The organism is Streptomyces sp. (assembly GCF_031181555.1).
GTDB lineage: Bacteria > Actinomycetota > Actinomycetes > Streptomycetales > Streptomycetaceae > Streptomyces > Streptomyces fimbriatus.
On the sequence record NZ_JAPSKQ010000001.1, the window covers coordinates 116,551 to 129,768 of the forward strand.

11 protein-coding genes are annotated in these 13,218 nt (G+C 76.0%); 9 read left to right on the top strand and 2 right to left on the bottom strand.

Annotated features, from left to right (window positions below):
* Nucleotides 1-17 precede the first annotated feature (17 nt).
* Nucleotides 18-590 (bottom strand): hypothetical protein, encoded by a 573-nt coding sequence (locus RIM90_RS00515; RefSeq protein ID WP_309058462.1) that lies wholly within the window; start codon nt 588-590, stop codon nt 18-20.
* Between the two features lie 264 nt (nt 591-854).
* Between RIM90_RS00515 and RIM90_RS00520 the strand changes: the two genes are divergently transcribed.
* The 5 genes from RIM90_RS00520 to RIM90_RS00540 all read left to right on the top strand — a co-directional run bounded on the left by RIM90_RS00520 (nt 855) and on the right by RIM90_RS00540 (nt 6,147).
* A complete protein-coding gene (locus RIM90_RS00520; protein WP_309058463.1) occupies nt 855-1,544 on the top strand; it encodes a nucleotidyltransferase family protein in 690 nt (229 codons plus the stop codon).
* A 24-nt stretch (nt 1,545-1,568) separates the two neighbouring features.
* Nucleotides 1,569-1,856, top strand: a complete 288-nt coding sequence (locus RIM90_RS00525; protein WP_309058464.1) for a hypothetical protein — start codon at nt 1,569-1,571, stop codon at nt 1,854-1,856.
* Complete coding sequence (locus tag RIM90_RS00530) at nt 1,853-2,620, top strand: metallophosphoesterase (RefSeq protein ID WP_309058465.1); 768 nt, start codon at nt 1,853-1,855, stop codon at nt 2,618-2,620. The genes RIM90_RS00525 and RIM90_RS00530 overlap by 4 nt, the downstream gene beginning before the upstream one ends.
* 311 nt (nt 2,621-2,931) lie before the next feature.
* Nucleotides 2,932-4,596, top strand: coding sequence for an alkaline phosphatase D family protein (locus RIM90_RS00535; RefSeq protein ID WP_309058466.1), 1,665 nt, complete (start codon nt 2,932-2,934; stop codon nt 4,594-4,596).
* 177 nt (nt 4,597-4,773) lie between these two features.
* Complete coding sequence (locus RIM90_RS00540) at nt 4,774-6,147, top strand: alpha-lytic protease prodomain-containing protein (protein ID WP_309058467.1); 1,374 nt, start codon at nt 4,774-4,776, stop codon at nt 6,145-6,147.
* A 558-nt stretch (nt 6,148-6,705) separates the two neighbouring features.
* On the opposite strand, the gene RIM90_RS00545 is transcribed toward RIM90_RS00540, so the two are convergent.
* Nucleotides 6,706-7,995 carry a cytochrome P450 gene (locus tag RIM90_RS00545; protein ID WP_309058468.1) on the bottom strand — a complete coding sequence of 430 codons (1,290 nt, stop codon included), beginning with the start codon at nt 7,993-7,995 and terminating at the stop codon, nt 6,706-6,708.
* A gap of 172 nt (nt 7,996-8,167) precedes the next feature.
* Between RIM90_RS00545 and RIM90_RS00550 the strand changes: the two genes are divergently transcribed.
* The 4 genes from RIM90_RS00550 (at nt 8,168) to RIM90_RS00565 (ending at nt 12,890) form a co-directional block, all read left to right on the top strand.
* Nucleotides 8,168-8,692: a hypothetical protein gene (locus RIM90_RS00550; protein ID WP_309058469.1), complete on the top strand. Its 525-nt coding sequence runs from the start codon at nt 8,168-8,170 to the stop codon at nt 8,690-8,692.
* A 406-nt stretch (nt 8,693-9,098) separates the two neighbouring features.
* A complete protein-coding gene (locus RIM90_RS00555) occupies nt 9,099-10,061 on the top strand; it encodes an NAD-dependent epimerase/dehydratase family protein (RefSeq protein ID WP_309058470.1) in 963 nt (320 codons plus the stop codon).
* Nucleotides 10,062-10,134: 73 nt separating this feature from the next.
* Entirely contained in the window at nt 10,135-11,826 is a 1,692-nt protein-coding gene (locus RIM90_RS00560; protein WP_309058471.1) for a carbamoyltransferase C-terminal domain-containing protein, read from the top strand.
* Nucleotides 11,823-12,890: a glycosyltransferase gene (locus RIM90_RS00565; RefSeq protein ID WP_309058472.1), complete on the top strand. Its 1,068-nt coding sequence runs from the start codon at nt 11,823-11,825 to the stop codon at nt 12,888-12,890. The genes RIM90_RS00560 and RIM90_RS00565 overlap by 4 nt, the downstream gene beginning before the upstream one ends.
* Nucleotides 12,891-13,218: the final 328 nt, after the last annotated feature.

The window sequence follows — 13,218 nt, forward strand, 5'->3', positions numbered from 1 at the left end:
CGTCCTGTGATCCCGGCTCAGCCCGTGTGCCGGTCGTCGTGCGGCTGCCCGTGCGCGCCGGGCGGGCCGTGGTGCGTGGTGGCCTCGGCGACCTGCTTGAGCGCCGACGCCGTGGCCGTGTCGCCCACCTTGGCGGGCTGTTCGTGCGTGTGCTGCTCCGCCGGTTCGTGCCGGTGGCGGGAGGAGGCCAGCCGGTCGCCCGGGCCGCGGTCGGCGGACGGCTCGGCAGCGGGCTCCGGCTCGGTTCCGGGCTCGGTGCGCGCGTCCTGCCGCCCTTCGGCGGCGTCCGGTGTGCCGCCGTCCGAGGACTTCGTGCCCTCCGGGCGCGGTCCGGGGCGCGGCTGGGTGAGCCAGGCGACGGCCGCGCCGGTCAGCGCCACCGGCCACTCGACGACGCCGACCGCACCGAGCACGCCGGCTCCCGTGTAGACGGCCATCCGGCGTCCGCGCGGGGACACGGCGCCGATCGTGTCCAGGGCACCGCCGGCCACCCTGCCCACCTGCTCCGCACCCGGCAGGTGCCGCAGCCCGGAGGCGACGGCCCGCAGCGGCTGCGGAAGATCCGGCGAACGAGACGTGTTCTGGTTCATGTCGACCTCCACCAGCGCATCACCCAGGGTCGCTCTTCACGTTCCCTGCCTTTTGTCCCATATTCAGTCGTGACCGGTCTCGGCGCTTTTCTTGTGCGTCCCGAGGTGCCCGCCGGGGTGCGGCGGCGAGCGGTCCGTACCCCGTGCGTCCCGGTCCGTGTCGGAGCGGGCGCGCCGGGTACTCAGTGCGGCACACAGGGCCGTGCCGGGCAGGGACACCGGGCGGCGCCGTGCGGACCCGTCCGATCGGTGAAGGGAGTGGTCATGACGGAGAACGGTGAGGACGCCACGCTCGTCCGGCACCCGGGGACCCCGGACCTCCGTCTGGCCATGGACGCCCCCGGGCCGCCGCCCCCGGCCGCCGGGGCTCCGCACGACGGGCGGTCCGAGGAGGGCCCCGACCTGCCCCGCGACCGCAACCAGGCCATCCTGGAGGCGGCCAAGCAGGTCGGCGCGGTGCTGAAGCGGGCCGGCCACCGCTTCGCGCTGGCCGGCAGCGTCGCCGTCTACGCCCACGGCGGCAGCGGGAACCTCCAGCACGACGTCGATTTCTGCGTCCGCCCCGAGGACGCCGAACCGGTGGCCGCCACGCTGCGTGAGGCCGGGCTGACGGTCTACGCCCCGCCGGAGGACTGGCTGATCAAGGCCACGTGCTTCGGCCAGGACGTCGACATCATCTTCGAGCTGGCGCACCGGCCCGTCTCCGCGGAGATGCTCGACCGGGCGGAGGAGCTTCCGGTGGAGTCGGTGCGCATGCCGGTCCTGGCGCCCACCGATCTGCTGTGGAGCCTGCTGGCCGCCTTCTCCGAGCACCACTGCGACTTCGGTGCGGTGCTGCCCATCGCCCGCGCCCTGCGCGAGAAGGTCGACTGGGAGCGGGTGCGGCGCGACTGCGGCGACGAGCCCATGCCCGCCGCCTTCTTCTTCCTCCTGGAACGGCTGAACGTCATCTGACACACGTCCGCGGAAGGAACCCTCATGAACGCCCACGACGCCGAATCCGCAGGCGGCACGCCACCGGCGCAGAGCCCGGAGTACCGCGTCGCCCATCTCCACGACCGTCTCGCCTCCGGCGAACTCGGCGAGCTCGGCGTGCACATCGAGGTCCGCGGCGAGTCCGTGCTGGTCACCGGGACCGTCCCCTCGGCCCGGTGCCGCGAGGACGTCCTGAGCACCGTGCGCGAGGAGCTCACCGGGCTCGAGGTGCACTACGACATCATGGTCACCGAGGCCTCGTCACCCGATCACGCGGAGGAGCTGTCATGATCCGGATCGCCGCCGTCGGGGACATCCACATGGGGCCCGACACCCGGGGCGTGCTGCGTCCCGCGTTCGACACCCTGCCCGAGTGCGCCGATCTCCTGCTGCTGGCCGGGGACCTCACCCGGCACGGCACGCCCGAGGAGGCCCGCGTGGTGGCCGACGAGATCCGGGGGCTCGGCGTCCCGGTGGTCGCCGTGCTCGGCAACCACGACCACCACGACGACCGGCCGGAGGAGGTCACGGCCCTCCTGCGGGACGCCGGCGCCCACGTGCTGGAGGGAGAGGGGACGGTCGTGGACGCCGGGGACGCGCGGATCGGGGTGGCCGGAACCAAGGGGTTCGGCGGCGGGTTCGTCGGGCGCAGCGCCGGGGAGTTCGGCGAGCCGGTGATGAAGGAGTTCGTCCGGCACTCGCGCCGGTGCGCCGACGACCTGCGGACCTCCCTGGAGCGGCTGGCGGAGGAGGGCTGCGACGCGCGGATCGCCCTCACCCACTACTCCCCCGTGCCGGAGACCCTGGCCGGGGAACCGCTGGAGATCTACCCGTTCCTCGGCAGCTATCTGCTGGCCGAGGCGATCGACACGGCCGGCGCCGACCTCGCCGTGCACGGGCACGCGCACGCCGGCACGGAGCACGGCATGACCACCGGGGGCGTCAAGGTGCGCAACGTCGCCCAGCCGGTCATCGGCCGCGCCTTCCACGTCTACCACCTGCCGGCCCCGGACCGTGTGCGCGCCGGCACCGGCGCGCACGCGGCGACCGGCTGAGCCCGGCCGCCGCCACCCCCGGTCCCAGCGCCGTCGGTCCACACCGGCGGCGCTTCTTGCTGCTCCGGCCCGGGATGCGTACCGCCTCTTGTGTGAACACCCCGCACGGCGTGCCCGCTTTGAGCACTTTGTCTGATTAGCATGCAGATTCCGCGTCCCGTGGCCGACGTCGCCACACCGCAGCCCGGGGCGCGGACCGCGCTCGCCGGCCCGCGCCCGCCGTCGGCCTGCGCGGGGCGAGGGACGGGGCCGTCCGCTCGTCGTGCCGTTCGTCCGCCGATCCGCCCCGACCCCGTACGAGAGGACACCAGATGGCGCCGTCGGGCCGTCCCGGACCACCGTCCGCACACGCCTTCGCCCCGCACGACACCGAACTGCGCTCCGCAGCACGGCATCTGGCACGCCGTCGGTTCCTGACGGTCACCGCGGCGGCCGCCGCCCTCGCCTTCACCACCAACCTGCCCGCGCGCGGCGCCTTCGCCGCACCCGAGCTCCCGGCGGTCCGGATCACCCAGGACCCGTTCACGCTCGGCGTCGCCTCCGGGGACCCGCTGCCCGACTCGGTGCTCATCTGGACCCGGCTCGCCCCGGCCCCCTTCGAGGCGGACGGGGGGCTCGGGCAGCAACGGGTCGTGGTCTCCTGGGAGGTCGCCCTGGACGAGTCCTTCGCCGCGGTCGTGCAGCGGGGCACCGCCCTCGCCCACCCGGAGTACGGCCACAGCGTGCGCGTGGACGTGCGGGGCCTGGCACCCGGCAGCCGCTACTGCTACCGGTTCCGCACGGGCCCCTGGATCAGCCCCACCGGACGCACCCGCACCGCTCCCGGCCCGGGCAGCGACACCGCGAGCCTGAGGCTGGCCGCCGTCGCCTGCCAGGCGTACCACGACGGCTACTACACCGTGCACCGGCATCTCGCGCAGGAGGACGTCGACGTGGTGTTCCACCTCGGCGACTACCTCTACGAGTACGCCGTGGACTCCGCGGGCGGGGCCCGCAACTACACCGACCTCGTGCTGCCGGACGTGTTCAACCGCGAGACGACGACCCTGGCGGACTACCGGCTGCGCTACGCGCTCTACAAGAGCGATCCCGACCTGCGCGCCGTCCACGCCGCCCACCCGTTCGTCGTCACCTGGGACGACCACGAGACGGAGAACAACTACGCGGGCGCCGTCGACGAGAACGGCAGCGATCCGGAGCAGTTCCTGGTGCGGCGCGCCGCCGCCTACCGCGCGCACTGGGAGAACCAGCCGCTGCGCGCCGCCCAGTTCCCCCAGGGCCCCGACGCCCTGCTGTACCGCAGGCTGCACTGGGGCACGCTCGCCCAGTTCGACGTCCTCGACACCCGCCAGTACCGCTCCGACCAGGCCTACGGCGACGGACTGCACGTTCCCGGCCCCGAGTCGGACGACCCGGCGCGCACCCTCACCGGGGACGCCCAGGAGCGCTGGCTGATCGACGGATGGGCCGCCTCGACGGCGCTGTGGAACGTGATGCCCCAGCAGGTGTGCTTCTCCCAGCGCAAGTTCGACCTGAACGCCGAGGCGAGACTCTCCATGGACGCCTGGGACGGCTACCGCGCCGGCCGCGGCCGTCTCGTCGCGGGGGCGAAGGCGGCCGGTGCCGCCAACTGGCTGGTGCTCACCGGCGACGTCCACGCGGGGTACGCCTTCGACATCAAGGACGACTTCGACGACCCCGCCTCCGCGACCCTGGGAACGGAGCTGACCTGCACCTCCGTCGCCAGCGGCAGGGACGGCACGGAGCGGCCGGCCAACTGGGACACCTTCATGCGGGCCAATCCCCACCTGAGGTTCTACGACGGCCGGCGCGGCTTCGTGCGGGTCGAGCTGGGCCGGGAGAACGCCCGGGCCGACTTCCGGATCGTCCCCGCCGTGACGACACCCGGCGCGCCCGTCTCCACGGTCGCCTCCTTCGTCACCGAGGCCGGCTCGCCCGGCCTGCGGCCCGCCTGACACCCCGGGGGCGCTCCGTCGCGTCCTGGTACTGCACTTGGCGCCCGTGCGCCCACCAAAGCGCGAAAGCGGACCGTCCACGACATCGCCCCCGGCGCGGCGGGCAAGGCCTAGGGGTGTCCGACGCTTTCCGCCGGGCGCGCGGCGGCTTCCCCCGAACGCAAGGAGACGTACCGAATGGTCCACAGACATGCCCGGGCGGCGCGCCGATCGGCCGTCACCGCGCTCGGCGCTCTCGTGCTCGCCGGCCTCCCCGCCGCCGCGGCGGCGGATCCCGCACCCGCGGCGGGGACGGTGCCGGGCGCCGCACAGACCCTCGGCGCCGACCGGCCGCCGCCCCATCTGCTCGACGCCCTCCGGCGCGACCTGGGGCTGACGCCGGCTCAGGCGTCCGAACGGCTGGTCAACGAGGCGGAGGCGGGCACCCGCGCGGGCCGGCTGCGCATCGCCCTGGGCGACCGGTTCGCCGGGGCGTGGGTGCGCGGCGACACCTCCCAGGAGCTCACCGTCGCGACCACCGACGCCGAGGACGTGCCGGCCATCGAGGCCCAGGGCGCGAAGGCCGCCGTCGTGCGGCGGACGCTGGCCGACCTGGAGGCGGCCAAGGAGAAGCTGGACGCGGCGGCCGGCCGCGTCCGGACCCTCGACACGCCCGTGTGGTACGTCGACGTACCGAAGAACCGGATCATGGTCCAGGCGACGAGCCAGGAGGCGGGAGCCGCCTTCGTCGAGGCCGCGGGGCTCCGGGGCGAGGACGTCGGGATCCGCATGACGGAGGTCCGGCCGCGCCTGCTGCAGGACATCACCGGCGGGGACGCCTTCTACATCAACGACTCCGCGCGCTGCTCCGTCGGCTTCTCCGTCACCAAGGGCGAGCAGGGGGGCTTCGTCACCGCCGGCCACTGCGGCGATCCGGGCGACACGACGACCGGATACGACCGGACCGCGCAGGGCGCCTTCGAGGCCTCCACGTTCCCCGGCAAGGACATGGCGTGGGTGGCCACCGGCGACCAGTGGACGCCCACGCCCGACGTCAAGGCGCAGGGCGGTCAGGAGGTGCAGGTCACCGGCTCGGCGGAGGCGCTCGTCGGGGCGGCGGTGTGCCGCTCCGGCTCGACCACCGGATGGCGCTGCGGGACCGTCGAGCAGCACGGCGCGAGCGTCAGCTACCAGGAGGGCAGGGTCGACGGGCTGACCCGGACGACGGTGTGCGCCGAGCCGGGCGACTCCGGCGGGCCGTTCGTGGCGGGCGCCCAGGCGCAGGGCGTCACCTCCGGCGGCTCCGGGGACTGCACCAGCGGCGGCACGACGTTCTACCAGCCGGTCAACCCGATCCTCACGGACTTCGGGCTCACGCTGACCACGGCCACCGCGCAGGTGACGGCACCGGCCCCGCAGGACGGCACCGCGCAGGAGTGGGCCGCGGGCCGCGTCTACGAGGCCGGGGCCACGGTGACCCGCGACGGCGTGCGCTACCAGTGCCTGCAGACCCACCAGGCCCAGGGCGCGTGGGCGCCCGCCGGCACACCGGCCCTGTGGCAGCGCCTGTGACCCCCTGACCGGTACGGCCCCGCGGCGCCGACGGGTGCCGGGCCGGTGGCGCGGGGCGCCGCGGGGGCACGCCGAGGGCCTGTTCGGGTTCCGCGCGGCCGCCACCCGGGGCCGGGAGGAGCCGGCGGACCGGCTGCGGGGGTGCGCCGACGGCGTCGCCCGCGCCACCGGCGCCACCGCCGAGGCGGAGCGGGCCATGTGCGTCCCGAGCACTTCCGCGACGGCGGGGTGCTCTCCGAGCGGTCCGCCGCGCCCCTGTCCCGGTCGGGAATCGCACCGGCCCCGCCCGCCCCGGGCGTCCCTCTCGGCTCGTCGGACATCGGCAGCGTCGGCGCCCGGGTGTCCGCGGTCCACCCCTTCGTCGCGGTCATGGGCGCGGACGGTTCCGTCCGCGCCCCCGAGTCCGCCGCTGCCGCCGCCTCCTCACGGGCCCGCGGGGCACCCGTCGCCGCGTCCCGGGTCCCGGCCCGCACGGCGGTGGACGTACTGCTCCGCCCCGGGCCGCGGCAGGCGGCCCGGGCGCGGCACCGCGGGGAGCGTGCGGGCCGAAGCCCTGCCCTATCGGACCGCCCCGGCGCCGCGGCCGGTCCGGACGCCGGTCCTGTCGGCCGGCGGACGCACGCCGGCCAGGAGGACGCCGCTGTGCGGGCGGGTCGGGACGCGGTTCAGCGCGATCGTGAGGTTCTGCTCCGGCACCGTGTACTCCAGGCGGGCCAGCCGCACCGCGAGCGCCTCCAGCACGCCGATGGTGATGCCCTCGCCGGGGCAGCGGTGGCCCGCACCCGGATCGCCGCCGCCCTGCGGAATCAACTCGTCGCGCTCGACGGGCCGTTCGAGGAAGCGCTGCGGACGGAAGGTGTACGGGTCGCCCCACAGCGACGCGTCGTGGTTCTGTCCGTACACGTCGAGCACCACCAGTCCCCCGGCCGGTATCCATTCGCCCCGCCAGAACAGGTCCCGCGCGGCCAGGCCGCCGAGGAACGGCACGAACGGGTAGAAGCGGCGCACCTCGTGCGTGAACGCCGCGGTGAACGCGCTGTCACCGTCCGCCAGGGGCGCCCGGTGCTCCGGCCACCGGTGCAGGGCGTGCGCCGTGAAGGCGACGAACCAGGCGACGGCGGCCGTCGGACGGACGACGTTGAGCAGTTCCACCGCGGCCGTCCTCTCGTCGAGCGGCCCACCGTCCGCGTCGCGGTGCCGGCACACCAGGTCGAGCACCGAGTCCGCGGGGGCGGTGACCCCGCCGGACCGCACGTCCCGCACCAGCCGGGCCAGCCGGTCCTCCTGGCGGCCGCGGGCGCGCCGGGCCCGCAGGTGGCGCGGTCCGGCGGTGGCGAAGCCGTCGACCATCGCGATCATGTCGCGGGCCACCGCCCCGGCGTCGGAGTCGTCCAGCGGTATCCCGGCCCAGCGGTGGACACCGAGGGTGAGCACCGTGCTCGCCTCGTCGAACAGCACGACGGAGCCGCGCCGGCTCCACGCGTGCACGGCGTCGTCCCAGGCCTCGGTGACCTGCTCGACCAGTCCGGCGATGCGGTCGGGTGCCAGCAGCGGCAGGAACAGGGCCTTGCGGGCGCGGTGGGCGGCGCCGTCGAGGGTGTGCACCGCCTCGTGGCCGAACAGGGTGGCGAGCACGGGCTCGGGGATCGCGCGATGCCGGTGCACGTTGTGCTCGTCGTAGAAGAACCGCACCGCTTCCGGTCCGCGCAGCGCGAGTGCGGGCCGGCCCAGGAGCCGGGTGCGCACCACGGGGCCGGCGCTGTCGCGCATCCGGTTGGGCAGCCAGGCGTAGCCCTCGGCCAGCAGCGGCAGGGTGCGGTCGATCAGGGGGCGGCTGAGTACGTCCATGGCCGCCGGGTGCCCCGCCGGACCACCAGGTCACCCCGTCCGGGCGGACCGCCCGGACGGGTGTGTCCGAGACCACGTGCCGAACGAGGCCCGGATCACGTCCGGACGGGTGAGCCGGGGACTACCGTGCCGGTGAGGTTTCCCTTACCCCACCCGTTCGGACGGCCCGGCAGTGCAAGCAGATCTCTCCCCGGTCATCGCGGCGACCGCGCAGTGGCTGACCCGCTCCTTCCCCGCTCCCGGCGGGGCGCTCGCCTCCGCCCTGTGCGAGGCGCAGGCACGGCAGGCCGTGACGGTCGCGGCGTGGCTCCGGTACCCGACGGCGATGGACGCGGCCCTGCTGGAACTGGCCGGCCCGGGTGGTTCGGCGCGGCTCGACTGGGTCACCGGCGCCGACGCGGGCGACGGTGTCGCGGCGGACGCCTGGCGCACCTGGGTCGACGAGGTCGTGGCCAGCTGGGCCGCCTGCCTGCTCACCGACCCGGAGCTGGCCTCCCGCGCGGTGGCCGCGCTCGCCCGGGACGGCGAGCACGCGGTCGGTCTGCCGGCCGAGTTCCGGCGGCTGCTCACCCCCGACGAGGCCGACCGGCGCGCGGCGGCGCTGCTGCGCCACCCGGACCTGCTCGCGCCCGTGGCCGGGCTCCACCACTCCGGCCTGCTCGACCGGCTCGACCCGGACCACACCCTCATCGCCTGAGCCCGGGGGCCACCCGCCCCGCGGCCGCCGTACGGCCCGCCCTCTCCCCGGTGCCGGGAGGCGCCCGCGCCGCGCCCGCCTTCGACGCCTCCGTCGGCGCCGCCCGACGCCCGCGGGACCGTCCGCCCTCCACCGCGCCGCCCGCGGCGATCGCCCGCCGCCTCCCGTGGCCTCCCCGCCCGCCCCCACCTGCCGGAACGACGGACCGGTGGCCGGTCCCGCGGGCGTCGTCACGCTCCGTCATTCACTGGATCGCAGTACGCGACCGTGCCGCGGCCACTCCGCCGGCCCACGCTGGCCCCGAGGGTGTCCGCCGCCCTCCAGGGCTCGACGGCCCGGCCCGGCCCGGCGCCGGAGGCCCTGGGCCGAGCCGGTTTCCGACGTCTCCGACGGAGGGCTGAGCGACATGAACACCGCCATATCCCGGAACTGGGAGCACGCCGTCGTCACCGGCGGCGCCGGATTCGTCGGCTCCCATCTGTGCGCCGCCCTGCTGGACGCGGGCGCCGCCGTCACCTGCGTGGACGACTTCAGCACCGGCCGGCCGGAGAACATCTCCCCGCTGCTCGAACGGCCCGGGTTCACGCTGGTGCAGGCCAACGTGGCCGAGGAGCTGCCGGTCCGGCGGCCGCCCGACCTCGTGCTGCACTTCGCCTCCCCCGCCTCCCCCGCCGACTACCTGCGGCTGCCGCTGCACACCATGGAGACGGGCAGCCTCGGCACCCGCAACGCCCTGCGGCTCGCCCGGACCGCCGGGGCCCGCTTCGTCCTGGCCTCGACCTCGGAGGTCTACGGCGACCCCCAGCAGAACCCGCAGGACGAGCGCTACTGGGGCAACGTCAACCCGGTCGGCCCGCGCAGCGTCTACGACGAGGCCAAGCGCTTCGGCGAGGCGCTGACCACCGCCCACGCCGAGACCCACGGCACCGACACCTGCATCGTGCGGCTGTTCAACACCTACGGCCCGCGGATGCGCGGGCACGACGGCCGCGCCGTGCCGACCTTCGTGCGGCAGGCGCTGGCCGGCGAGCCCCTCACCGTGACCGGGGACGGGCAGCAGACCCGGTCGCTGTGCTACGTCGACGACACGGTGGCCGGCATCCTCGCGGCCGCCGCCCACGGGATGCGCGGCCCGGTCAACATCGGCAATCCCGGCGAGATCACCATGCTGGACCTGGCCCGTCTCGTCGTCGGACTCGCCGGTTCCGCGTCGGAGATCCGCTTCATCGAACGCCCGGTGGACGACCCGGCGGTGCGCTGCCCGGACATCACGCTGGCCCGGGACAAGCTCGGCTGGGAGCCGAGGGTGGACGCCGAGGAAGGGCTGCGGCGCACGATCGCCTGGTTCCGCGCCGAAGCGGACCACTGACCGGGGCCGTCCCCGCCGGCCCCAGGACATCGCGGCCCCGCCGCCCGCCCCGATCCGCGAAAGGCCCGTCCCCATGCGCATCCTCGGAATCAACGCCCTCTTCCACGACCCCGCCGCCGCCCTCGTCATCGACGGGCGTACCGTCGCCGCCGCGGAGGAGGAACGGTTCTCCCGCCGCAAGCACGGCAAGCGGCCGCTGCCGTTCTCCGCCTGGGAACTGCCCGAGAAGGCCGCCGCCTGGTGTCTGCAGCGGGCCGGGCTGCGCCCGCAGGACCTCGACGCGGTCGCCTACTCCTTCGACCCGGCCCTCGCCCGCCCCGCCGACGCGATGGGCCTGGACGACCCGTGGGACCACCTGCGGCTCACGTACGCGCGCGAGGCGCCCGGCTTCCTGCGCACCGCGCTGCCCGGACTGGACCCCGGCGTCGTCCGCTTCGTGCCGCACCACATGGCGCACGCCGCCTCCGGCGCCTTCGCCGCACCCGACGCCCGGGACTCCTCCGTCCTCGTGCTGGACGGCCGCGGCGAACGCGCCTCCCACCTCGCCGCCCGCCGCGTGCGCGACCGGCTCGAACCCCTGTACGCGCAGGACCTGCCGCACTCGCTCGGCCTGGTCTACGAGGAACTCACCGAGCACCTCGGCTTCCTGCGGTCCGCCGACGAGTTCAAGGTGATGGCCCTCGCCTCCCACGGCACCCCGCGCATGCTGCCCGAACTGCGCCGGTACGTGTATCCGACCGGGGACGGCGGCTTCCACGCCACCGGGGTGCCCTGGCGCGAGCTGTGCGCGCCGCGCGGCCCGGACGAGCCGTGGACCCGGGACCACGCCGATGTCGCCGCCAGTGCGCAGGCCGTGCTGGAGGAGACCCTGCTGGACCTGGTGCGCTGGCTGCACGGCCGTACCCATGACCAGGTGCTCACCCTCGCCGGCGGCGTGGCCCTGAACTGCGTCGCCAACTCCCGTATCGCCCGCGAGGGTCCGTTCTCCCGGGTGTGGGTGCAGCCGGCGGCCGGTGACGCGGGGACCGCCCTGGGCGGCGCCCTGCTGCTGTCCGCCGGTGCCGGTGACGAACCGGAGCCCATGGCCGGCGCCGACCTCGGCCGGGACTGGTCCGACGCGGAGCTGGGCGCCTGGCTGAAGACGGCGGCCGTGCCGTTCGAGCGGCCGGCGGACATCGCCCGGACCGTGGCCCGGACGCTGGCGGACAACGGCATCGTCGCCTGGTTCCAGGGGCGCAGCGAGTACGGCCCCCGGGCGCTCGGCCACCGGTCCCTGCTGGCCCACCCCGGGCACGCGGGCAATCTGGAGCGGCTCAACGACGTCAAGGGCCGCGAGCAGTTCCGGCCGGTCGCGCCGATGGTGCTCGCCGACCGGGCCGCCGGGATCTTCGACGGTCCGCTGCCCAGTCCGTACATGCTGTTCGTGCACGACGTGGCCCCCGCCTGGCGGGAGCGCATCCCGGCGGTGGTGCACGTCGACGGCACCGCCCGCATCCAGACGGTCGACCCGGCGCGCGAGCCCCTGGTGGCGCGGATGCTGAGCGAGTTCGAACGGCTGACCGGGCTGCCCGTGGTCGTCAACACCAGCCTCAACACGGCGGGCCGGCCGATGGTGGACGACCCGCGCGACGCCCTGGAGTGCTTCGGCTCCTCCCCCGTCGACCTGCTGGCCATCGGCCCGTACGCGGTCCGGCGCGGCGAGCTCTTCCGCTCCGGCGGCACCGGAGACGGTGACGACGGCGACGACGGCGAGGTCCTGCGGTGAGCGGGCCCGCCGCCCCGAGCGGGGAGTACGCGGTGGTGGTGCCGACGCTGGGCCGGCCCGGCCTGGGAGTGTGCCTGCGGGCGCTGGCCGAGGCGGAGGGACCCGGCCCGGCCCGGGTCGTGGTCGTCGACGACCGCCCCGACCCCGCCGGCACGCCGCTGACCGCCGCCGTCCCGCCGTCCCTGCGCTCGCGCACCCTCGTCGTACCCGGCGGGGCGCGCGGACCGGCCGCCGCACGCAACACCGGATGGCGGGCGGCCGGGGACGTGCCGTGGATCGTCTTCCTCGACGACGACGTGGTCCCCGGCCCCACCTGGGCCGACGACCTGGCCCTCGACCTCGCCGGGGCGAGTGTCGCGACCGCCGGGATCGCCGCCCGGATCGAGGTGCCGCTGCCGCCGGACCGCCGGCCCACCGACCGGGAACGCAACACCGCCGGTCTCGCCGGCGCCCGCTGGATCACCGCCGACATGGCGTACCGCCGTCGGGTGCTGGAGGCCGTCGGCGGTTTCGACGAACGGTTCCGGCGGGCGTTCCGGGAAGACGCCGACCTCGCCCTGCGGGTGCTCGACGCCGGGTGGACGCTGTCCGAGGGCCGCCGCACCACCACGCATCCGGTGCGGCCGGCCGGGCGCTGGGCCTCCGTCCGGCTCCAGGCGGGCAACGCCGACGACGTGCTGATGACCCGGCTGCACGGACGCGGCTGGTGGCGTCGGGCCGAGGCCCCCCGGGGGCGCCTGCCGGTGCACCTGGCGGTGACGTCGGCCGGCCTGGCGGCCGTGGGCTGCGCGCTGTCCGGCCGGCCGCGCGCCGCGGCGGCGTGCGCCGCCGGATGGCTGGCGGGAACCGCCGAGTTCGCCCTCGCCCGGATCCTGCCGGGGCCGCGCACCCGGGACGAGATCGTCACCATGGTGCTCACCAGCGCGCTCGTTCCGCCCGCCGCGGCGTGGCACTGGCTGCGCGGACAGGTCGTCCACCGCGCCGCGCCGCGCCACGCCCCGCACCGGTCCGGGAACCCGGCGTCCGCGCACCGCCCGGCGGCCGGGGAACGGCTGCGGTCATGACCCGCCCCGCCGGCCCGGTGGTGGCCGGCACCGCCGGCGGACGGCTCGGCACGGTCGCCGGCCCGGGCACCGGCCGGCTGGTGCCGCCCCGCCCCGAGGCGCCGGCCCGGGCCGTGGCCGGTCCGGCGGCCGCCCCGGCGCCCCGCGAGGGGTGCGGGACGGCCGGGCGCGGATCGCCGCGGCCACCGGGGTGGCGTACCTCGGGGTCCTCGACGCGGAACCCGCCGCCACCCGCCGGCCCGCGGGCCGGCGACGTCCGAACTCCGAAAGGAGGTGCGGGTCCCGCCGCCGTCCTCGCCGAGGCGGTGCGCCCGAACAGGATGACCGC

Excerpts from the sequence above, each read along its gene's own strand:
- RIM90_RS00540 (WP_309058467.1), top strand. The coding sequence starts at position 4,774 with ATGGTCCACAGACATGCCCGGGCGGCGCGCCGATCGGCCGTCACCGCG.
- RIM90_RS00535 (WP_309058466.1), top strand. The coding sequence starts at position 2,932 with ATGGCGCCGTCGGGCCGTCCCGGACCACCGTCCGCACACGCCTTCGCC.
- RIM90_RS00525 (WP_309058464.1), top strand. The coding sequence starts at position 1,569 with ATGAACGCCCACGACGCCGAATCCGCAGGCGGCACGCCACCGGCGCAG.
- RIM90_RS00560 (WP_309058471.1), top strand. The coding sequence starts at position 10,135 with ATGCGCATCCTCGGAATCAACGCCCTCTTCCACGACCCCGCCGCCGCC.
- RIM90_RS00545 (WP_309058468.1), bottom strand. The coding sequence starts at position 7,995 with ATGGACGTACTCAGCCGCCCCCTGATCGACCGCACCCTGCCGCTGCTG.
- RIM90_RS00520 (WP_309058463.1), top strand. The coding sequence starts at position 855 with ATGACGGAGAACGGTGAGGACGCCACGCTCGTCCGGCACCCGGGGACC.
- RIM90_RS00515 (WP_309058462.1), bottom strand. The coding sequence starts at position 590 with ATGAACCAGAACACGTCTCGTTCGCCGGATCTTCCGCAGCCGCTGCGG.
- RIM90_RS00530 (WP_309058465.1), top strand. The coding sequence starts at position 1,853 with ATGATCCGGATCGCCGCCGTCGGGGACATCCACATGGGGCCCGACACC.
- RIM90_RS00555 (WP_309058470.1), top strand. The coding sequence starts at position 9,099 with ATGAACACCGCCATATCCCGGAACTGGGAGCACGCCGTCGTCACCGGC.